Origin of the sequence: Methylomonas sp. Kb3, from assembly GCF_002834115.1 — a bacterium.
GTDB lineage: Bacteria > Pseudomonadota > Gammaproteobacteria > Methylococcales > Methylomonadaceae > Methylomonas > Methylomonas defluvii.
Genome location: NZ_PIZT01000010.1, coordinates 1 through 22,826, shown reverse-complemented (window position 1 = coordinate 22,826; position 22,826 = coordinate 1). Strand labels below are relative to the sequence as shown.

Annotated in this window: 15 protein-coding genes and 1 pseudogene; 12 read left to right on the top strand and 4 right to left on the bottom strand. The window is 53.3% G+C overall.

All coding sequences use genetic code 11. The features are described 5' to 3' along the window. The first annotated feature begins 10 nt into the window (after positions 1-10). Genes CWO84_RS07460 through CWO84_RS07450 form a run of 3 tightly spaced genes read left to right on the top strand, consistent with a single transcriptional unit; the run spans position 11 to position 7,741 of the window. Positions 11-2,755, top strand: coding sequence for a response regulator (locus CWO84_RS07460; RefSeq protein ID WP_101052209.1), 2,745 nt, complete (start codon positions 11-13; stop codon positions 2,753-2,755). Continuing rightward, positions 2,755-4,899 carry an EAL domain-containing protein gene (locus CWO84_RS07455; protein ID WP_033156416.1) on the top strand — a complete coding sequence of 715 codons (2,145 nt, stop codon included), beginning with the start codon at positions 2,755-2,757 and terminating at the stop codon, positions 4,897-4,899. Before CWO84_RS07460 ends, CWO84_RS07455 begins: the two co-directional genes overlap by 1 nt. Position 4,900: 1 nt before the next feature. Next, complete coding sequence (locus tag CWO84_RS07450) at positions 4,901-7,741, top strand: EAL domain-containing protein (protein WP_101052208.1); 2,841 nt, start codon at positions 4,901-4,903, stop codon at positions 7,739-7,741. On the opposite strand, the gene CWO84_RS07445 is transcribed toward CWO84_RS07450, so the two are convergent. Next, positions 7,738-8,568, bottom strand: a complete 831-nt coding sequence (locus CWO84_RS07445; RefSeq protein ID WP_101052207.1) for a PHP domain-containing protein — start codon at positions 8,566-8,568, stop codon at positions 7,738-7,740. The two genes, CWO84_RS07450 and CWO84_RS07445, sit on opposite strands and share 4 nt — an antisense overlap. Continuing rightward, complete coding sequence (locus CWO84_RS07440; protein WP_101052350.1) at positions 8,568-10,364, bottom strand: ABC transporter ATP-binding protein; 1,797 nt, start codon at positions 10,362-10,364, stop codon at positions 8,568-8,570. Before CWO84_RS07440 ends, CWO84_RS07445 begins: the two co-directional genes overlap by 1 nt. 103 nt (positions 10,365-10,467) lie before the next feature. Here CWO84_RS07440 and CWO84_RS07435 point away from each other — a divergent pair, with 103 nt between their 5' ends. From CWO84_RS07435 to galE, 5 genes are all read left to right on the top strand, one after another. Next, entirely contained in the window at positions 10,468-12,384 is a 1,917-nt protein-coding gene (locus CWO84_RS07435; protein WP_101052206.1) for a transglycosylase SLT domain-containing protein, read from the top strand. Between the two features lie 76 nt (positions 12,385-12,460). Next, positions 12,461-12,976 (top strand): 3-hydroxyacyl-[acyl-carrier-protein] dehydratase FabA, encoded by a 516-nt coding sequence (fabA, locus tag CWO84_RS07430; RefSeq protein ID WP_033156420.1) that lies wholly within the window; start codon positions 12,461-12,463, stop codon positions 12,974-12,976. A 10-nt stretch (positions 12,977-12,986) separates the two neighbouring features. After that, positions 12,987-14,207, top strand: a complete 1,221-nt coding sequence (gene fabB, locus CWO84_RS07425) for a beta-ketoacyl-ACP synthase I (RefSeq protein ID WP_033156421.1) — start codon at positions 12,987-12,989, stop codon at positions 14,205-14,207. A 46-nt stretch (positions 14,208-14,253) separates the two neighbouring features. Then, positions 14,254-15,111, top strand: a complete 858-nt coding sequence (ttcA, locus tag CWO84_RS07420; protein ID WP_033156422.1) for a tRNA 2-thiocytidine(32) synthetase TtcA — start codon at positions 14,254-14,256, stop codon at positions 15,109-15,111. 15 nt (positions 15,112-15,126) lie between these two features. Beyond that, a complete protein-coding gene (gene galE / locus CWO84_RS07415) occupies positions 15,127-16,173 on the top strand; it encodes a UDP-glucose 4-epimerase GalE (protein ID WP_033156423.1) in 1,047 nt (348 codons plus the stop codon). Here galE and CWO84_RS07410 read toward each other — a convergent pair. Next, a complete protein-coding gene (locus CWO84_RS07410) occupies positions 16,170-17,291 on the bottom strand; it encodes a sensor domain-containing diguanylate cyclase (protein WP_165786284.1) in 1,122 nt (373 codons plus the stop codon). The two genes, galE and CWO84_RS07410, sit on opposite strands and share 4 nt — an antisense overlap. Positions 17,292-17,558: 267 nt before the next feature. On the opposite strand from CWO84_RS07410, the gene CWO84_RS07405 reads away from it, so the two are divergent. From CWO84_RS07405 to CWO84_RS07390, 4 genes are all read left to right on the top strand, one after another. Then, positions 17,559-18,086, top strand: coding sequence for a sigma-70 family RNA polymerase sigma factor (locus tag CWO84_RS07405; protein WP_101052349.1), 528 nt, complete (start codon positions 17,559-17,561; stop codon positions 18,084-18,086). 84 nt (positions 18,087-18,170) lie between these two features. Continuing rightward, the gene (locus tag CWO84_RS07400; RefSeq protein ID WP_101052204.1) at positions 18,171-19,133 is read left to right on the top strand and encodes a FecR family protein; all 963 of its coding nucleotides are present in this window, start codon (positions 18,171-18,173) and stop codon (positions 19,131-19,133) included. A 197-nt stretch (positions 19,134-19,330) separates the two neighbouring features. After that, the gene (locus CWO84_RS07395; protein WP_101052203.1) at positions 19,331-21,775 is read left to right on the top strand and encodes a TonB-dependent receptor; all 2,445 of its coding nucleotides are present in this window, start codon (positions 19,331-19,333) and stop codon (positions 21,773-21,775) included. After that, positions 21,772-22,158: a PepSY-associated TM helix domain-containing protein gene (locus tag CWO84_RS07390; protein WP_101052202.1), complete on the top strand. Its 387-nt coding sequence runs from the start codon at positions 21,772-21,774 to the stop codon at positions 22,156-22,158. The genes CWO84_RS07395 and CWO84_RS07390 overlap by 4 nt, the downstream gene beginning before the upstream one ends. Positions 22,159-22,160: 2 nt before the next feature. On the opposite strand, the pseudogene CWO84_RS07385 reads toward CWO84_RS07390, so the two are convergent. Next, positions 22,161-22,772: pseudogene (locus tag CWO84_RS07385) on the bottom strand (Tn3 family transposase); the annotation flags it as partial. Between the last annotated feature and the right edge of the window lie 54 nt (positions 22,773-22,826).

Genomic DNA, 22,826 nt, shown 5'->3' with positions numbered 1-22,826 from the left:
GACGCCACCCATGATTCGCGACAAACTGGCCAATCTGCCGATGACCTACAAGCTGCAACGCTTGCAAGCCATCACTTTGGCATTGGCTCTGCTGTTTACCTTGTTAATTACCAGCATGACGCATATCTGGCAGGAGCGGCGCGAACTGTCAATGGAGGTGCGTTCGCTCGGCAAAATGATCGGCTTTAATGCCAACGCTGCACTGCTGTTTGGCGACACCAAAACCGGCACCGAGATTCTGGCCACCTTACGCGGCAAATCCGAAGTCATCTCCGCGCAACTCTACAAAAATGACGGCGAAATTTTCGCCCATTACCCGGCCAAGGCTGCACCGGACAGTTTCCCCGCCACCTTGAGCGATGCGGAACAACAACAACGCAACCAGGGTTTGCGGATATTGAGCCAAGTCATATTAAACCCCTTACCCGACGATAACGGCGACGTGATCGGCACCTTACGCTTGCAGCTCGACTTAAAGCCCATGTGGCGTATGGTGATTATCAGTCTGGGCCAAATTTTTTTGGTGATGGTGGTGTCGTTTATTCTGGCGGTTTTTTTCGGCCGGCGCCTCGCGGAATCGATTGCCGCGCCGCTAATCAGGCTGTCGTCCCTGGCCAAACAGGTATCCAGGGACAACAACTACATGGTGCGCGCCCAAGGTGAAGGCGAAGATGAAATCGGCCAACTGGTAAGAAGCTTCAACCAGATGATCGAGCGGGTACAACAACGCGATGCCGAACTGGAAAATCAGCGTGGCAACCTGGAAAAACAAGTCGATCTGCGCACCGCCGACCTGCGTCAGGCCGTCGTCGATGCCCAAGCCGCCAATATCGCCAAGTCGCAATTCCTGGCAACCATGAGCCACGAAATCCGCACCCCCATGAACGGCGTGCTGGGCATGACCGAATTGCTGTTGGGCACCGACCTGGACACCACGCAACGCCAATACGCCGAAACCGTGTTCAGTTCCGCCGATTCACTGTTGACCGTAATCAACGACATTCTGGACTTTTCCAAAATCGAAGCGGGCAAGCTGGAATTGGAAGAAATCGATTTTAATTTGATCAATCTTACCGACCAACTCGCTGCCTTGTTCTTCGAACGCGCCAGCAGCAAAAACATTGAACTGGTGTGCACCGTCGATAAGCGGGTGCCGCGCGACGTCAGAGGCGATCCTTATCGCTTACGGCAAATACTCACCAACTTGTTATCCAACGCCATCAAATTTACCGAAGCCGGCTCGGTGAAAATGCAAGTGAATGTGGCCGAATCGGATCGCTGCCCATCCGCTGATGGCATGTGCCTGGAGTTTTGTATTAGCGACACCGGCATCGGCATCGGCCCGGACACTCAAGCGAGGCTATTCAAATCTTTTAGTCAAGCCGACGGCTCCACCACCCGCAAATACGGCGGCACCGGTCTGGGATTGGCCATCAGCAAGGAACTAAGCGAATTGATGGGCGGCAATATCCAAGTGCAAAGCCGTGCGAACAGCGGCTCGGTATTTACCCTGCATATCCCGCTCCGCCAAGCTAGCCAAGCCCTGCCTGCAAGCTTGCCGGGCAACGATCTGCAAGGCAAGCAGGTCTTATTGGTTGAAGATAATGCCACCAATGCAAAAATCCTGGAAAATCATTTGACTGTTTTTGGCATGTTTACCCGCGTCGCCAAAAATGGCGCTCACGCCTTGGAAATTCTCGATCAGTCGGCACACTTGGGCCTGTTCTTCGATATTGCCGTGCTGGACATGAAAATGCTGGGCATGAACGGCGTCGAATTAACCCAACGGATTCGTATAGACCGGCGATTTGCCAATATCCGCATCGTCATCATTACGTCCAGCAACGACGAGGACGTATTAGCCAAAATTCGCGGCAGCGCCTGCGATCTGTACCTTCACAAGCCCCTGCACAGACGCACCCTGCACGATGCGCTGCTCGGGCTGATGTCGCAAAAACCGCAATCGTTCAGTGCGCCGGCTTCTGCTGCCGGCGCCATTCGAATCCTGCTGGCCGAAGACAATCCGGTCAACCAGAAAGTTTGCAGCGCCATGTTGCGCCAGTTGGGCTACACCCTGTCGCTGGCGAATAACGGCCGGGAAGTGCTGGATATTATCGACCGTGAGCCGGTCGATCTCATACTGATGGATTGCATGATGCCGGTCATGGACGGTTACACGGCAACCCAATACATCCGCAATCGGGAAAGCAGCCGCAATTTGCCTCGAATCCCCATTATCGCCCTCACCGCCAACGCTATGGAAGGTGATCGCGAACGCTGTTTGCAGGCCGGCATGGATGATTATCTTAGTAAACCGTTTTTACAAAAAACCTTGCAAGACAAAACCCAGGCGTTGGCAGCCCCGCTGCCCACAACCGCCCTCAATACAGCCGCTCCCGAGATCAAAGCCACTGCCGCTACTCTAGACCCGGCCGCACTGAATACCTTGCGGGAAATTGGTGGCAGCGCGCTGGTCGACGACGTCTTGGCCTTGTTTAGGACAAATGCCGAGCAACATATCGCCACACTCCGCTCCGGCCTGTTGGAGCGCAATACGGAAACAGTGCGGCATGCCGCGCATAGTCTAAAATCGGCCGCGGCCAACATCGGCGCACTAAACCTGTCGGAACTGGCCCGTGCGCTTGAACATGCAGCGCGGCACAACACTTTGCAATTCGATAGCCGGGTTGCCGAAAGCCTGCAAACAGAATATAAAGAAATTCTCCAGCGGCTTTCGCAACTCAAACCCTCATAATGCAACGATTACCTGCCCGCAGCCTGATTTTAGCGATTGACGACGACGATATGGTGCGTCTGATGTTGCAAGAAATTCTGCAAAGAGAAGCGTTTGATGTCATTTGCGCGGCTAGCGGCAAGCAAGGCTTGGCATTAGCAGCCAGCGAACGGCCCAACCTGGTATTGCTGGATGTCATGTTGCCGGACCTTAACGGCTTCGACTGCCTACAAGCCATCAAAAACATGCCCGGCAACAGCCTGCTGCCCGTCGTGATGCTGACCGGCATGGACGACCTGGAATCGGTCAATCGCGCCTTTCAATTGGGCGCGACCGACTTTATCTCCAAACCGCTCAATTGGCCGACCTTACCGCACCGCTTACGTTACTTGCTGCGCTCGGTCGCCACGTTAGAAGAACTGGCCCGAAGCGAAGCGGCACTGCGCCAAGCGCAAAAAATAGCGCAACTGGGCAGTTGGTACTGGTCTATTGCCGACGACAACATGCAATGGTCGGAAGAAGTCTTTAATATCCTCGGCACGAATCGCTCATCGTTCGAACATAAATGCCGCGACTTATACAAATCCATGCAGCCATCGGAAGTCGGCAAACTGCAACAAGCCATTGATCTTTGCGTCAAAAACCGACGCAGTTTTCGCCTGGAATTATCGATTACTCGTCGCGATGGCGCCAACCAAGTGATTCATATTCAAGGCAAACCCGTGATCGCCGATGGGCAGGTAAGCCATATTCACGGTACGCTGCAAGATATTACCGAACGCCGGCACATAGAAGAACGGGTAAGGCTTTTATCTTACTACGACCCGCTAACCGGCCTGCCCAACCGGACGCTGTTCAAGGAAGTTCTGGCGCAAGCAATGGCCTATTGCACACGCTACGGTACGGTCATTTCCACTTTATTTATCAGTATTGATCGTTTCAAACGCATCAACGAAACCCTGGGCCCCAAAATCGGCGACCAGGTGTTGAAATTGTTCGCCGAGCGCTTGCTCGCCGAAGTGCGGGATTGCGACTACATTTCCATCAACGCCGATTACGATTTGGCGGACATGACGGTCTCCCGGCTGGGCGGTAACGAATTTACCGTGTTGCTGAATCGTATCGAGGACACGCGCGATAGCGTCAAAGTGGCTAAGCGGATTTTTCAGGTGATGCAGCACGCTTTTACGGTGGAGAACACCGAACTGTTTCTGGGTATCAATATCGGTATCGCCGTCTATCCGGGCGACGGTCAGGATGAAGACAGCTTCATCAAAAACGGCGAGTTTGCGATGAACCATGCCAGCGAACACGGCCATAATAATTATCAGTTTTTCAGTAAATCGCTGAATGTTGCCGCGTTTCATAAACTGGCGATGGAAAACAGCCTGCGCCGCGCCATAGAACGCCATGAATTGCAGCTTTACTATCAAGCCAAAATTAATATCCGCCGCCAGCAAGTCGTCGGCTGCGAAGCCTTGATTCGCTGGCAGCACCCGGAACTGGGTTTGATCGGCCCGTCGCAATTTATTCCCATTGCCGAAGATTCCGGCCTGATTGCCCAAATCAGCGATTGGGTGCTGGAAAATGCCAGCCGGCAAACCTTGGAATGGCAACAGTCAGGACTGAGCCAAGGGCTGATCATGGCAGTGAACGTATCGGCGACTCAATTCCGACAATACGGCTTTGGTAATCACGTCCGCGACGTATTGACCAGCATCGGCTTGGAACCTCGCTACCTCAAGCTGGAACTGACCGAAACCATCTTGCTCGACCATATCGACGACGCTTTAGTGACCTTGCGGGAATTACAAGCCCTGGGCGTCAAAATCAGTATTGACGATTTCGGCACCGGTTATTCATCCTTGTCTTATTTGAAAAAACTGCCTATCTCGGAATTGAAAGTCGATCATTGCTTTGTCCGCGATCTTCCGCACAATGAAGACGACATGGCGATTACCGCGGCAATATTGGCTTTGGCCGACGCGCTGTCCCTGGAAGTGGTCGCGGAGGGCGTGGAGAATGAAGATCAAGCCAACTTCCTGCTGGATAGCGGTTGCGAGGTAGTGCAAGGCTTTTTGTACAACAAGCCCATGCCCGCCAATGAATTTGCCGCATTTGTCCGTGCATTCAATGCGCAACGCTTGTTAGCCGACAAAGTCTGACATGTCCGTCAAGCCACGCATCCTGTTAGTCGACGACGATCCGATGGTCCGTCTGCTGGTCAGGCAAATCTTGCAAGCCGACGGCTACGAACTGATCGAAACCGACAACGGCCGGACCGGATTGGAACAATTTATCGCCGCCGAGCCGGATTTGGTTCTGCTGGACGTGATGATGCCGGAGATGGATGGTTTCAGTTGTTTACAAGGCATGCGTGCCGCCAGCGACAAATCGGTGCCGATTGTCATGATGACGGCTATCGAGGATACGCAAGCGGTGGAAGACGCCTTTCGGCTGGGGGCTACCGACTTTATCGGCAAACCCATCCAATGGCCGCTGTTGCCGCATCGCATCAGCTATGTGCTGCGCTCGCACCGCACTACACAACGTCTTATAGAGCAACAAACGCTACTCAAGCAAAGCGAGCAACGCTTTCGGGATTTGGTGGAAAGCATCGGTAACGAATACTTCCTGTATTCTCACAATACCGAGCGTATTTTTACTTATCTAGGTCCTTCGGTGGAGCATATCCTCGGCTACAAACCCGACGAACTACATTGCGACTGCTTCGATATAACGACCAACAACCCGATCAATCGGCTTGCCAGGACCTACACCGAGCAATGCCTGGCAGGCATCAAACCACCGAACTACGAAGTGGAAGTACGCAGCAAGGATGGCAGCCTGCGTGTACTCAGCCTCAATGAGTCGCCCATGTTCGACGACCATGGCCGAGTGGTTGCGGTGAACGGCCTGGCGCACGACATCACCGAAATGCGCAGCACGCAGCAAGCCCTTGCCGATAGCGAGGAACGCTTGCGGCTATCCATGCAGGCAGCCAAACAAGGTTTTTATGACATCAATCCGCAAACCGGGGCCATGATCATCAACGCCGAATATGCCAGCATGCTCGGCTACAACCCAGCCGATTTCGACGCCACTATCGACAGCTGGATCATGCGCTTGCATCCCGATGACCGGCAGCGCGTTTCCGACGCCTACCGGCAGTACATCGCCGGGGAACTGGCAGAATATCGCCTGGAATACCGGCAGCGTTGCGCCGACGATAGCTGGAAATGGATATTATCGATAGGCAGTATCGTCGAGCGCGACGCCAACAATCAGCCGGTGCGCATGCTGGGCACCCACACCGACATCACCGACAGTAAAACGGCAGCCGAACGCCTGAATTTGCTGGCCAAAGTGTTCGAAAACAGCGGCGAGGCCATTTTCCTGTGCGATCCGGATACCCGCATCGTGTCCAGCAATCAGGCCTACACGACGATTACCGGTTACAGAGCCGAAGAGGTGCTACAGCAAACGCCCTCCATTCTCGATGCGCGTCATCTTGACCTCAACCACTATCAACGTATCTGGCAGGCCTTGCGCGAAAACGGCTACTGGCAAGGCGAAATTTGGGATACCCGCAAGAACGGCGAGACCTATCCCGCATGGCTGGGTATTTCCGCGATGTACAACACCCACGGCGTGATCAGCCATTACATCGGCATTTTTTCGGACATTACCGAGCGCAAGGCCGCCGAAGCCCAAATCGAATATCTGGCACGTCACGATCCGCTCACCAACCTGCCCAATCGCACCTTGTTGCGCGACCGCTTTGACCAGGCCATGGCCCATGCCGTGCGTAACAACACGCTGGTCGGTTTGCTGTTTCTGGACCTGGATCATTTTAAGAATATTAACGATACGATGGGACACGACGTCGGCGACCGCTTACTGCAAGGCATCGCGGAGCGTCTGGTGCAATGCGTGCGCGAGGTGGATACGGTTTGCCGGCAAGGCGGCGATGAATTCATCATTATCCTCACCGACATTCCCGACATCGACGCAATCACGCAAATTGTGCTGAAAATTCTCGATCAACTGACACAACCCTTTGTCATTGAAGGTGTCACGCTTTGCACCTCCTTCAGCATAGGCGTCAGTTTGTATCCCAATGACGGCCTGAATTTTCACGGTTTACTCAACAAAGCCGACACGGCGATGTATTCGGCGAAAAACGAAGGCCGCAATACCTTCCGCTTCTTTTCCAACGATATGAACCTGGCGTCTATCGAGCGGATGAATATCGAGAACGGCCTGCGCATGGCTTTGAAGCGCAAAGAACTTCGCTTGCATTATCAGCCGCAATATTCCATACACAACAATACGGTGATCGGTGCGGAAGCCTTGCTGCGCTGGCAACCGGAAAACAGCCCGATGATCCCGCCGGCCAAGTTCATTCCTATCGCCGAGGACAACGGCATGATCGTCCCGATAGGCGACTGGGTGTTACGTGAAGCCTGCAAGCAAAACAAGCTTTGGCATGACGCCGGTATGAAACTGCTGGTTACCGTCAACATCTCGGCCCTACAGTTCAAGCGCGGCAACTTATTGGAGTCGGTGCAAAGCGCATTGGCGGAATCAGGACTGGAACCGCATTATTTAGAGCTGGAGTTAACCGAATCGGTCCTGATGTTCGATACCAATGCCGTCATCAATACGATTGCCCAGTTGCGCGCCTTGGGCGTCAGCTTTGCCATCGACGATTTCGGCACCGGTTATTCCTCACTGAGTTATTTGAAGCGCTTTGCGGTGAACAAACTAAAAATCGATCAATCATTTATCCGGGATTTAACCTCAGGCAAAGCCGAAGACACCGCTATCGTCAAAGCCATCTTGCAATTGGGCGATACGCTGGGCCTACTGACCTTGGCCGAAGGCGTGGAAACCAAGGAGCAAGCCGAGCAACTGCATCAACTCGGCTGCCGCAAAGCGCAGGGTTTTTATTGGAATCAACCCTTGCCCGCCGACGAATTCGCCCGGTTGTTTACGCCTGGTTAAAATAACTGCCAAACCGGCGCCGCGCCGTCCGGCAAGGCCGCCAGACGCCCCAGCTCCAGCCATTGATTGCCCGGCGCATGAAAATCCGAGCCCATCGATGCATGCAATTGATGTTTGCTGGCATGCAAATAACTTAAGCGGATATCATCGACGCTGGCCCGACCCGTCACCACTTCTATGCCCTGCCCGCCTGCCGCCTTGAATGCCACCAATGCTTTGTTAATCCATTTGCTGCTGAGTTTGTAACGCAAGGGATGCGCCAACACCGCCACACCGCCGGCGGCCCGAATCCAGCCGACACAATCGGCCAGACCGGCCCAAACCGTCGGCACATAAGCCGGCTTACCCTTGCTCAAATAGCGGTCAAAGGCATCCTGCTGAGTTTCGACCACACCTTGATTGACCAGAAAATCGGCAAAATGCAGGCGGGTGATTTCGCCGTTACCGGCGATTTGCCTTAACGTGGGATAGGCGTCGGCTATGCCCTTCTTCGCCAGTTTTTCGGCAATTTTTTGCGCGCGCTGGTCGCGGATCGATTGTTGCTTGGCAATACCTTCGAGTAATCCCGGATGCTGCGGATCGATATTTAAACCTACGATGTGCAGACAATGACTTTCGAAACTAGCCGACAGTTCGATGCCGGGAATCAAGCGGATGCCGGCTTGCGCGGCGGCTTCGGTCGCTTCTTGTAAGCCGGCAGTTGTATCGTGGTCGGTCAAAGCCAGCGCAGTAACCCCCTGCTGTTGAGCACGCAACACCAGTTCGGTGGGCGACAACGCGCCGTCGGACGCGGTGGAATGACTGTGTAAATCGTATAATTCCGACACTATTGATAATCACCGTAAAGTTTGGCGTACAAGCCGTTTTGTTGAATCAAGGAATCGTGTTTGCCTTGTTCGCAAATCTGGCCTTGTTCAAAGACATACACATGATCGGCCTGTTTCACCGCACTGAGCCTATGCGCAATGATGATGGTAGTACGGCCTTCCAGAAAGGTGCTCAAGGCTTGGTGCAGTTTATACTCGGTTTCGCTGTCCAGCGCCGATGTGGCTTCGTCGAGAATCACCACTGCCGGCTGGCTGACTATCATCCGGGCGATGGCCAGCCGTTGCCGTTGGCCGCCGGATAAGCGCATACCCTGTCTGCCCACCACGGTGTCCAAACCCTGCGGCTGTTCTTCCACGGTCGACTTCATTTGCGCAATCTCCAAAGCTCGCCACAATTCAGCATCGGCAATCTCCCGGCCCAAGGTCAGATTGGCGCGTATCGTATCGTTTAGCAAAGCGGGATGCTGTAAAACGGTCGCGACATGTTCGCGCACCACATCCAAACCTATCCGGTTCAGCGGCACGCCGTCGAAATAAATCATGCCGCCGCCCGGCGGATATAAACCGATCAAAGTTTGCGCCAGCGTCGACTTGCCACCGCCGCTGGCGCCGACCAGGGCAATTTTCTCACCGGCCGGTATAGTCAGATTAATACCGTTCAGTACCGGTTCGTCCTTGTAACTAAAATGCAAATTCTTGACGCTGACCGACACGGTTTTACGCCCGATAAACGGGTTTTGCAAATGCGGATAATACGGTTCGCGCTGCAACAGGGTCAGCTGGTTGACGCGGGCCAACGCGGCTTTGGCGGCATAAAAAGACTGCTGAATGCTTAATATCTCCTGCACCGGCGCCATCATGAACCACAGATAACCGAATACCGCCAGCATTTCGCCTATGGTCAGATTGGAATACAGCACCATCAGCATCGCGGTGGCGCGGAAAATATCGAAGCCAAATAGAAAGGTCAAAAAGCTCAAACGCACCGTCGCATCGCTTTTCCAGGCATAGATGGTCGAGTGGTTTTTAACCGCCAGTGCGCTGCCGATCAACTGCCGGCAATAGTGCTCCTCGCGGTTGCTGGCGCGGATTTGATGAATCGCCTCCAGCGTTTCGCTCAAAGCTTGCTGGAATATCGCGTAGGCTTTGTTTTCGTTAGCCTTCAGTTCCTTCACCCTGGAACCAACAGCCCGAGCCAGATAAATGACCAGCGGGTTCAAAAAGATAATGAATAAACCCAATTGCCAGTGCATCCACAGCAGAATTAAAGCGGTACCTAACACGGTCAGAACTGCCACCAATAATTTACTGATCGTGGTGCCGATAAAATTATCCAGCGTATCGAGGTCGGTCACCATGTGCGAACTGACCGTACCGCTGCCCAGGCTTTCATACTCGGACATCGAGATGTGTTGCAAATGTTTCACCAAACTTTCGCGAATGCGAAAAATCACATCCTTGGCAATATTGGAAAACTGCCGAGTCTGCATAATGTTTAGCACCAAGGCAAACAAGCGCAACAGCAAGCTCAGCAGCAAAATAACGGCAATGTAAATGGCAGGTTGCTGCCACTCGCCGGGCAGCCACGGATTGAGGCTATTCAGCACCACGCCCGGATGGTTCAGCAAAACCTCGTCTACCAATAAAGGCATCAATAAGGGTACCGGTACGCTGGCAACCGTTGCCAAGATGGCGACCAAATGCCCGTTGATCAGTTGTTTTTTATGCTGCTTAGCGATGCTGTAAATATACTGCCAGGAATATTCGGCTTGCGCCGCGCGCTGTGAGGTTTTCAAGGTAATGAAACAAATTCGATGAAGTTTAACGATTATAATGGTCCGACCCACTTTGCAAAAACTTCTTGCATAGGGTTTAGTCTCGGCTGTCGTGGAAATTGATATGCATGTTATCCCGTGTTTTTTACTGCTTGCCGCTCTGACCGGCGTTTTACCGAACAGTGCCCAGGCGGATGAAATCTCTTTGGCCAGCCAACGTCAGCTATTTTTGCGTGCCGAGCAAGCACTTGACCAGAATCGCGATGCCGAATATTTCGCGCTGGCTTCAAACCTAAAAGGCTACCCGCTATATCCTTATCTGCAATACCAATGGTTAAAAAATCATTTGGACGCCGACGCCGACATCAAGCAGTTTTTAAACGAGCACGCCGCCAGCCGTTACGCGGCCGGGCTGCGGCAAAAGTGGTTGCTGGCTTTGGGTAAAAAGCAGCAGTGGCTAGTGCTGTTGAATAATTATCAAGGCAGTGACGATCCCGAGCTGCAATGCTACGCTGGCCTGGCTCAATTGCAAACCGGCCAAGCCTTGGAAGCCTTCAATCAAGCCCGCGCTTTATGGTTAAGCGGTAAATCGCAACCGGATAATTGCGATGTCCTGTTCGAAGCTTATAAATCATCGCCGTATTTCAATAAGGAACTGATCAACCAACGATTTCACGCCGCCCTCAAGCGCGACAATCAAAGCCTGGCCAGCTACTTGACCCGATTTTTCAGCGACGCGGAACTCAAGCAGGCCAATACTTGGTTAAAACTGCACCGACAGCCGGAAACCGTTATTGCTGATACAGGCTGGCGCGAGAACCCTGAGCAAGCCGGAGAACTGTTTGCCCATGCGATTGACCGCTGGCTGGAAACCAATGTCGAAACGGCCATGACGACTTGGGACAGTCATAAATCGCAAATCGCCATTACGCCGGCAACCGCCGCTTTTATCGAAAAACGCATCGCTATCGCCTTGGCCTTAAAACACGACAGCCGCGCTTACGCCCGCTTGTCGCAACTGGAAAACAGCGACGAATCGGCCCGGGAATGGCGAGTTAGAGCCGCATTGAATATGCAGAACTGGCAAGACGTCGCTGTGGCGATTACCGGCCTTAACGACGACGAAAAATCTCAGGAAAAATGGCAGTACTGGCAAGCCCGCGGCTTGGCGGAAACCGGCCAGAGCGCAGCAGCCAATGCCTTGTTTCTACAGTTGGCAAAAAATCGCAGTTTTTACGGTTTTCTGGCTGCCGGCAGATTAAGGCAAGCCATTGAACTGGTGGACAGACCTTTGACGGTATCAAGCAGCGACCTCGAGACTTTACAAAATCGACCCGATTTCCAGGTATTTTCCGAGCTACTCGCTATCGACAGAAAACCGGAAGCCAAACGCCAATGGTGGTACGCAATCGCCAAACTTGACAGTCGCCAGCTACCCGTCGCTGCAAAACTGGCCCAACAAGCCAATTGTCCGGCTTTGGCGATTGCCACTATAGCCAAGGCTAATCAATGGGACGACGTCAATTTGCGCTTTCCGCTGATATATATCCAGCCCATCCAAAGTAACGCTGCCGCACAACAATTGGATCCGGGTTTAATTTTGGGATTGATCCGCCAGGAAAGTGCGTTCGATGAATTTGCCGACTCGCCGGCTGGCGCTAAAGGTTTGATGCAGATTATGCCTAACACCGGCCGGCAAATTGCCGCCGAATTGCGCGATAGTTGGGATAGCGATTACAGCCTGTTTAAGCCGGAACTCAACGTCAAATACGGCGCGTTTTATTTCAAAAAACTCTTGCGCCAATTCAATGGCCACGTCGCACTAGCCACGGCCGCCTATAACGCCGGCGCCAATAAAGTGAAGCGCTGGCTACCGGAAAACCGAGCTTTGCCGGCCGACATCTGGATTGAAAACATCCCTTACAAGGAGACTCGGGGGTATGTTGCATCGGTGTTAATGTATAGCTTGATCTACCAACAGCGGCTGCAACGCGACAGCTTAAAGATCGACGATCTAATGCGCGAGGTCATGCCCGGCTAAAAATTGAGCTGATTTTTTAAGCCGATTATTAGATAATGCCGCAGTTTTTGAACCCACCAACCAGGTAAAAATCAAGATGGAGAAGCAGCACAGTTTCACGCGCGAAGAATTATTAATGTCCGGCCGAGGTGAATTATACGGTCCGACCAACGCGCAGCTACCGCTTCCCAATATGCTGATGATGGACCGCATCGTCCATATTTCCGATGAAGGCGGCAAATACGGCAAAGGCGAAATCATCGCCGAGCTGGATATTACCCCCGAATTATGGTTTTTTGATTGCCACTTTCAAGGCGACCCGGTCATGCCAGGCTGTCTAGGTTTGGACGCGATGTGGCAATTGGTCGGTTTTTATTTATGCTGGCTAGGCGGCCCTGGCAAAGGCCGCGCGCTGGGTTGCGGCGAAGTTAAATTCACCGGCCAAGTGCTGCCGACAGCCAAAAAAGTGACTTATAAAATCGACTTGAAGCGTGTGATTCTACGCAAATTGGTCATGGGCATCGCCGATGCGACGATGGAAGTCGATGGCAAACAAATCTACGAGGCGACCGATTTACGAGTCGGTTTATTCACTTCCACCCAAGATTTCTAAGGAAACCATCATGAAGCGCGTCGTTGTAACAGGTTTAGGGATAGTTTCCAGCATCGGCAACAACCGGGACGAAGTGGTTGATTCTTTACGCGCCGGCCGTTCCGGTATCGTTCACGCACCGGTCTATGCCGAAATGGGCTTTCGCAGCCATGTACACGGCCCGGTTAATATTGATCTGGATGAAGCGATAGACCGTAAAGTTAAACGCTTTATGGGCGACGGTGCCGCATACAACTACCTGGCTATGGAACAGGCTATTGCCGACTCCGGCCTGGAAGAGTCGCAAGTGTCCAATATCCGCACCGGCTTAGTGATGGGCTCCGGCGGGCCGTCAACGTCCAATCTGGTCGATTCCGCCGACATTCTGCGTTCCAAAGGTGTAAAAAAGGTCGGACCCTACATGGTGACGCGCGCCATGTCCAGCACCAACACGGCCTGCTTGGCCACGCCCTTTAAAATCAAAGGCGTCAATTACTCCATCAGCTCCGCTTGCGCCACCAGTGCCCACTGCATCGGCCACGCCATGGAATTGATTCAATTAGGCAAACAAGACGTTGTGTTCGCCGGCGGCGGTGAAGAACTGCACTGGACCATGTCGGTGATGTTCGACGCGATGGGCGCCTTGTCCTCAAAATATAACGACACGCCAGAAACGGCCTCTCGTCCCTACGACGAAACCCGCGACGGCTTCGTCATTTCCGGCGGCGGCGGCGTGTTAGTCATCGAAGAATTGGAACACGCCAAAGCCCGCGGCGCCAAAATCTACGCCGAACTGGTCGGCTACGGCGCCACATCTGACGGCTACGACATGGTACAACCCTCCGGCGAAGGCGCAGTGCGCTGCATGCAGCAGGCAATGGCTACCGTCACCGATAAAATAGACTACATCAATGCGCACGGCACCAGCACCCCGGTGGGTGACACCCGAGAATTGGAAGCGATGCGCGAGGTGTTCGGTGCAGAAAACGTGCCGGCGGTCAGCTCGACTAAATCCCTGACCGGACATGCCTTGGGTGCGGCCGGCGTCAACGAAGCCATTTATTCCTTGCTGATGATGCAAGAAAACTTCTTGAGTGCCTCCGCCAATATCAACCAACTCGATCCAGGCGCGGCCGGCATTCCTATCGTTAGAGAATATCGGGATAACGTCACGCTGAACACCATTATGTCCAACAGCTTCGGCTTTGGCGGGACCAACGCCACGCTGATTTTCCAACGCTATAACGGCTAACTTTGGCGCGGCTGCAACTTTGGTTCAGCCGCCCTTCCCTGCACCCATGTCCGATCCAGAACACAAATCCCGTACCCAGTTTAACAAGCTGCAAAAACGCCTGAGACGTTGCGTTGGCGAAGCCATCGCCGATTTCAACATGATAGAGCCCGATGATAAGGTCATGGTGTGTCTGTCCGGCGGCAAAGATTCTTACACCATGCTGGACATTCTGCTGAACTTGCAGAAAACCGCGCCAATCAATTTTGAGATTATTGCCGTCAATCTGGATCAGAAGCAGCCAGGCTTTCCGGAACACGTGCTGCCGGAATATCTACAATCGATAGGCGTGCCTTACCACATTATCGAGCACGACACTTACAGCATCGTCAAACGCATCATCCCGGAAGGACAAACGACGTGTAGTCTGTGTTCAAGGCTACGCCGCGGCACGCTGTACGGATTTGCCAAGGAACATAAGATCACTAAGATCGCCCTCGGCCATCACCGTGACGACATCATCGAAACCTTTTTTCTGAACATGTTCTACGCTGGCAAACTGAAAGCCATGCCGCCGAAGCTGCTGAGTGACGATAAGCAAAACATCGTCATACGTCCGTTAGCATATTGCCGGGAAAAAGACATCAACCGCTTCGCGGCTTTCAAACAGTTTCCGATCATTCCTTGCAATTTATGCGGCTCGCAAGAAAACCTGCAGCGCAAGGCGATGAAACAAATGCTCAACGCTTGGGATAAACAATTCCCCGGCCGCATCGAGACGATTTTCGCCAGTTTGCAAAATATCGCGCCGTCGCAAATGGCCGATACCAGCTTGTTCGATTTTGCCGGCCTGCGCCGCGACCCCGAATCCACTATTCCGCGCGTCGTATCCGATGAAGCCGGACTGGACATCTTAGAGCGCTAACCAGGAATTACAACGATGAAACACACCATCTTAGTGACGGGCGGCGCCGGCTATATCGGCAGCCATACCTGCGTAGAACTGCTGAATAACGGTTTCGAGGTCATCGTTGTCGATAACCTGAGTAACAGCAAAATCGAATCGCTGAAACGTATCGAAACCATTACCGGACATAAACCCGGTTTCTATCAAGCCGACATTACCGACCAAGCCGCGCTACGCGAGATTTTTAAAGCACATAAAATCGATGCGGTGGTTCATTTCGCCGGCCTGAAAGCCGTCGGCGAATCCTGCCAGCAACCCCTGAGCTATTACCGCAACAACATCTACGGCACCCAAGTGTTACTGGAAACGATGGACGAGTTTGCAGTGAAAAGATTGGTATTCAGCTCGTCGGCGACGGTTTACGGCGATCCGCATAGCGTACCGATTCTGGAAAGCTTCCCGCTGCAAGCCACCAATCCTTACGGCCGTACCAAACTGTTTATCGAGGAGATCCTGCGCGATGTCAGCAATGCCGACAGCCTGAACGGCAACAGCCAGCCCTGGCAATTTGCAATACTGCGCTATTTCAACCCCATCGGCGCGCACAGCAGCGGTTTGATCGGTGAAGATCCCAACGGCATCCCCAATAATTTGATGCCGTTTTTATCGCAAGTTGCCATCGGCAAATTACCGGTCCTGTCGGTGTTCGGCAACGACTACCCCACCAAGGACGGCACCGGCGTCCGCGATTACATCCACGTAGTTGATCTGGCACAAGGTCATATCAAAGCCTTGCAATACCTGCTCGGTAAATCGGCCGATACCGCTATTTGCGATGCGGTTAATTTAGGAACCGGCAACGGCTACAGCGTATTGGAAATGGTCAATACCTTCATTGAGGTGACGGGCCAAGCGGTACCCTACAAAATCGCACCACGCAGAGCCGGCGATGTCGCGGCCTGCTACGCTGATCCCAGCCTGGCCGAAGCAAAAATTGGTTGGAAAGCCGAGCGGGATTTAAAACAAATGATGACCGACACCTGGCGCTGGCAGAAAAACAATCCCAACGGTTACCACTAAGCAGGCTCGGTTACTAACACCAGCCCGCCATTCTCAATACGGTTTCTGCCTTTACGTTTGGCTTCGTACAAGGCAGCATCGGCGGTTTGCACCAATTGCAACGCAATCTCGGCGACAAGCTTTTTCTGCGCCCGGTTAGGCTGGTAAGTCGCCACACCAATCGAAATAGTCACCGGGATGGCTTGGTCGCCATACTCCACCTGCAAATTAGCAATACTCAAACGAATCCGCTCGGCAATTTCCGAGGCCGTACTTTCATCGGATTGCGACAGCAAGGCCACAAACTCTTCCCCGCCGTAACGCGCCAGCACATCGTTATTGCGCAGCAATTTCTTGATGATACCGGCCACCACAGCCAGTACATGATCCCCGGCCTGGTGTCCAAAACCGTCGTTGATGCGCTTGAAAAAATCAATATCCAGAAATAGGCAGGACAAAGGTTCGCGATTGCGTTGGCTGCGATCCAGCTCTTCCTCTATACGCTGCTCCAAAAACCGCCGATTGTTCACGCCGGTCAAGGGATCGACCAAACTGGTGCGCCGCATGGTTTCGACATTAAGATTGTTTTCCAGGCAAATACTGATGACCGAGGCGATGTGCTCGACAAAATCGGTCGCCATACCTTGCATGAAACGCTCGTTGTGATAACTGCCCAGATTCAACGAGCCCAAATACCGATCCCGGCGAATCAGCGGCGCAATGACTACCGACGCCGGTTTTTGTTGATTGGATTCGGAGAAAAACTTCTCGCAAATCGTGGTTTGATAGCTCCCCAGAAACGGCTGGTCGGACAGACCAAAACTATGCCGCAATTGCCATTCGCTACTTGCTAAAAACAGCCCTTCCCGGTCCCGATAATTATAATTATCCACTTCCAGGTAACCGGCGATTTCGTTTTTAGGGTCGATCAAACACAAGCTGATTACGTCCAACTGGAACAGGGCCTTGGCTTCACCGAGAATGAACTCGATCATCTCCGCCAACGAACTAAGCCCCAGTAAACGCATTTCAAAGCTTTGCAATCGCTTCAAGGTCAAGCTGTTGTGTTGGACGCGGTTGAGCATACCGTCCAAATGACTTTCCAACACCCGCAGATCTGTTGTTATATCCTGTTCCAAGCTCGGCCCCACCCGCTTAATCGAGGTGATAAGACTAGCAGTTTTCGCAGAAAAAGTGTGTAGTTGTAGGCACTTCCAGCACACATCTCCCGTCCACTCTGATTGCAAATAAATCAGGCATTTCACCTATTAAAACGGCATATGCCATACCCTGCCGCCGGGTGCCATGTGATTTTGTCTTTCAAAATCAACACACTTGTTTATTGGTTCAAATATTGCTGTAAATCGGCTCTATCGGGTTCCAAGCACGCCAAACACGTCTTCGCCATGAACAGCCTCACCTTCAACATCGACGATTTATTTTTGAGCCATCGCGATTCGTTGATTCACACTATTTTCGGCATCGTCGGCTGCCCGCAAACCGCCGAAGACTTGGCGCATGAAGCTTACATAAAAATGCTGCACGCCCTGGAAATCCAAGACATCAGTTACCCGCGGCCGTTTCTGTACCAAATCGCAAAAAACCTGGCACTGGATCATCTGCGTAAAGAGCGTATTCGCCAACGCGCCGACGACTCAAAAACGGCCGATACGGACGAAGATATATCGCTGCTGGACAATTTGCCGGACGATACCCCGACGCCCGAGCAGCAAGCGTCCGATCAACAAGAACTGGCATTGATGCTGGCAGCGCTTGAGCAATTACCCGAACGGCGCAGGCAAATTCTGGTGTTGCACAAATTTCACCATTGGAATTACGAGCGGATCGCCACCTATTACGGCATATCGCGTAGCGCGGTAGAGAAGAATGTACAGGCAGCTCTGACTCATTTATTAGCCAGCCGGCAAGACTAGCCGTAACCTTAGGCCATACTGATTTTCCTGAACACAGCACCAATACTGATAAAATTCGCCCCATTACCTAACCCACCAACCGCCATGCCTTTACGTTTTGATCAGGAAGTTCCATCGCTGGGTAATGTCCAAGATCAAGCACTTGCCTGGTTTGCCCGCTTACAAGACCATAAAACCGGTGCGACCGATCAAGCCGAGTTTGCCTGCTGGTTAGCCGCCGACCCCACGCATCAAACCGCTTACGACAAAGTAGTACAACTCTGGCAATCGCCGGCATTGAACGCCGCCCTAAGCCAATACGCCAGCATCCCACTTCGGCCGCCCGCACAGCGTAAATCGACCATTCGGCGCTGGGCTGCTGCCGCCAGCATTACCTTAATCAGCGGCTGGTTCCTGGCTTCAACAGATTGGTTGCAACGCTGGCAAGCAGACATTACCACCGCCACCGGCGAACAGCGCCGAGTAATACTGGCAGACGGTTCCGCGCTTGTGCTTAATACCGACAGCGCGATAAAACTGGATTACGCCGGTCAACAGCGCGGCGTAACCTTATTAAGCGGCGAAGCGTATTTTGAGGTGAATGCCGACAAAAGCCGACCGTTTATTGTGACGACAGAACAGGGAACAGTGCGCGTGGTAGGCACCCGCTTCAGCGTCAAAACCGGCGATACTACCCAAGTGAATGTCGAAAGCGGCCTAGTGATTTGTAGCGCCGAACAAGGCCAAAACCGACAATTAAGCGCAGGCCAGCACACCGAGATCGATGCCCACAGCGTTGCGGAAATCAGCAACATAGATACCGGTAAAACCTTTGCTTGGCTAAAAGGCCGCCTGATCTTTCAAGATCGAACCTTGGCAGACGTGATAACGGAACTGGATCGCTACCATCCCGGCGCCATCGTCATCGCCGACGCCAAATTGGCAAACACCCGGATAACCGGAAATTACAAACTGGAAGATACCGCAGCCCTGATCCGAACCCTAGCGGACATTGCGGGAGCCAAAACCATCAATATCTCGCCTTATCTGACGGTGTTGAAAAGCTAAGTCCAAAACCTCGCCAACCGTTTGCCACTCCGGCTGCACGCCGCTTCAAACCTCAGCTCAATTACCTGCGTATTAGGCGACGCTAAGCTTGCCGATAAAAATATCGCTTAACTAACTGTGTATTCCGTTTTCTGAAACGTCTCGGTAGCCATGTGCTTTTTTGCACTGACTATTCAGTTCACAGACCAGGAGTATTCATGTATCGGCTACCACCCATCCCACCCGCCGCATTACGCAAACTCGCCATGGCAATCGCTTTGGCTTTGCCGGCTATTCGGCCGCTACCAGTTTATGCCGCCGAGACCGGCCAAACCGATACTCCCGGCGCCACGCGAACCTTCAACATCCCGGCCCAAGCCTTGACCGACGCATTGAACGCCTTCATTGCCGCTAGTGATTGGCAAGTCGGTTTTCCGGCGGAAATTGCCCAAAATGCACGTTCCAGTGCGGTGAACGGCCATTTTTCGCCGCAACAGGCGCTCGACAAACTATTGCAAGGTACCGGCATTGGTTACCGGCTTACCGGTCCCGGCAATGTAATGTTGGAGAAGAAAGCAATTACCGAACCGCAAACAGCCACCACTCTACCGCCGGTGACCGTGGCCGGTAAAGCCGGCTATGCCGACGACGACCCGCAAAATCCTTTCTATAACCGGACCATTGCCAGCTCGGCGACTAAAACCGACACGCCGATCATGGATACGCCGTTATCGATTCAGGTGATTCCCAAAGCGGTTCTCGACGACCAGCAAGCCATCCGGGTCGGCGATGCCTTGCGCAACGTCAGCGGCTATTTTGATTCGCGTGGTGAAGAATATGTTTACGACACCGCTTATTTACGCGGCTTTGCCACCGACAGCCGCCAGTATATCGACGGCCTCCGCGACTTGGCGCAATCGCATTCCCTCGCGATGATCGACCGGGTGGAGGTGTTGAAAGGTCCGGCCGGCGCATTGTACGGCCGCATAGAACCCGGCGGGTTGATCAATTATGTCAGCAAACGCCCTCTCGACAAGCCTTACTATTCTCTGCAACAACAATTCGGCTCGTTCGATCTCTACCGCACCCTGGCCGACGCCACAGGCCGGATAACTAAGGACGGCAGCTTGTTGTACCGGGTAAACATGGAGTACTTAAGCAGCAATTCTTATATCGACGTCGTCAACAAGGAACGCGGTTTCATCGCCCCATCGCTGACCTGGAAAATTTCGCCCCGCACCCAACTCGATCTGGATTTTCGCTACCACGACGTCAACGGCCCCACCACCTTCGGCGTTCCGGCCGTCGGCAATCGACCGGCTAACCTGCCAATTAGCCGCTTCATAGGCGAGCGAGCTACCGACGATGGCGATTCCAGTCTGCTTTACGGTGGCCTGAGCCTTAGCCATGCTTTTTCCGATAAATGGAAACTGAACGCCAAGGTCGGCTACAACTACGAACACCAATTCTCGGCGGGCACTTTCATCAATACCCTGGACGAAGCCACCGGCGACGCCTCCCTGTTCTACAGCGACTACGACTACAACGAGGACAGCATCCAAGGTATTGTCAATCTCACCGGCAACTTCAAAACGTTCGGCCTGGAACATACCCTGACCGTCGGCGGCGATCTTTATAAGACCGACGGCCGCACCAACAGCAGTTATTTCCTGTGCGACACCTGCGGCACCAGTTTCCCATCACCCATCAATATTTTTCAGCCGATTACCTACGACCGGCCCGGCATCAATCTGGCGGCGGAAGCCTCCAGCCCGGTATCGACCAGTCGTACCTCTTGGTGGGGCTTGTACATTCAGGATCAAGTCACTATCGCCGAGGATTGGCATCTATTGTTCGGCACTCGTTACGACCAAGCCCACAGCAGTAGCGACGGCGCGGATGTCACCGACGACGGCGAATTCAGTCCACGGGTAGGTCTGCTCTACCGGCCATTGAACTGGCTCTCGCTTTACACCAACTACGTCAAAGCCATGAATGCCGCCAACACCAGCCGGCTGGTGCCGGGCAGTCAACGCCGCCCGGAAATGTCCGAGGGTTGGGAAGCCGGCGTCAAGGGCGAGTGGTGGGACGGCAAGTTGAATGCCGGCCTGACTTACTACGAGCTGACCAAGAAGAACATCAGCCACTCAGCCGCCGATGCCGCGTTGGCGGCGCAGGGCTTCAACGTGCTGGTCGGCGAGGGCCGCAGCCAGGGTATCGAATTGGATGTATCTGGACGCATTACCGAGTTCTGGAGCCTGATCGCTAGCTATTCGTTTACCAGGACGATGTTCACCAAGGACGTCACGGACATTCAGGGTAAGCAGTTCGCCAATGTGCCCGAGCAAGCCGCCAGCCTGTGGTCTAAGTACGATTTCGCCGGCCTCGGCTGGCAAGGCTTGTGGACGGGCGCCGGGGTTTATCTGGCCGGCGAGCGCCAGGGCGACTGCGCCAACAGCTTTCAACTGCCCGGATACGCTCGCGTCGACGCCGCCCTGGGGTACGCCTTCAACGCCGGACCGTCCAAAATCAGCCTGCAATTTAATGTCGATAACCTGCTTGATAAACGCTATTACTCGGCCTCGATCTGGGAAACCCGCAGTTTCGGCTCGCAACCGGGCATGCCGCGGACTTTTTTAGGTTCGGTCAAGGTTGAATTTTGACATCGGCACGCTTACGACGGCTGAAATCCCGGCGGCAAATCTGGTTGCGGGTGCATTTATACCTGGGATTGTTCGTGGGCGCGGTATTGGCGGTGGTGGGTTTTACCGGCGGCATTCTGGTGTTTTACGAGGAATTACAGGACGTGCTGAATGCCGAGCAGATTCGAATCCAAGCGCCGCCGGCTAGTCAAAGACAGCTTTGTCCGCTGGATGACATCATCGCGGCGGCGGAGACCATCAAACCGCCCGGTAGCCGGTTTGACAAGCTATATTATCCGCGCCATGCCGACGCTGGCGGCAAAAACGCCCGGCAAAATCGGCCGCCGCCGTTATTGGCTATTTTTGCCCATCCCCTCGAAAAGGTAAAAATTAGCAACACCTAATATTAAGCATCGCTATAACCCTCAACAGACTTTCGCCAAAAATCAGGGTCGTTATATCGTGCGGCCAACGCCTCGATGTCAACCTTGGCATTTTCTTCCGTAAATTCAAACTTACCGATCAGATTCACATTTTGCCAGGCGACGGGCGACGTGCCTTTGATGATCTCGATAGCATCCTGGTCGCCGGCAGCCAGTTTTTGCTCATACACCCGCGACAAGATTAGCGTGTTGTAGTGGATGATGGCGTTGGCAATAAGTCGGGAACAATCGTTCCAGATTTGCTGCTCCGCTTCGGTTTTTACCCGGAATTTACCGCCATTGACATAGGAAATCGCTCGTCGCATACGGTGATACGCCTCGCCGCGATTAAGCGCCTTCTGAATGCGCTGCCTGAGTATTGGGGCATCGATGGAATCAAGAATATGAAGTGACCGATAAATATTGTCCAATTCCCATAGTGCCTTCTTGGTCTGGTTTTGCCGCTTATAACTGGCGAGTTTACGCACGATGGTCGCTTGAGTAACGTCCTTTTGTGCCAGCGAAGCCAGAATGCGCTGGATATTCGGCCACTCCTTGCAGATTAAGGTATCAAAGACTTTACGCGATGGTTTAACAGGCTGTTGATTTTATCGCTCCCGCAAGCCGCATTGATTGGTTGAACCAGATGC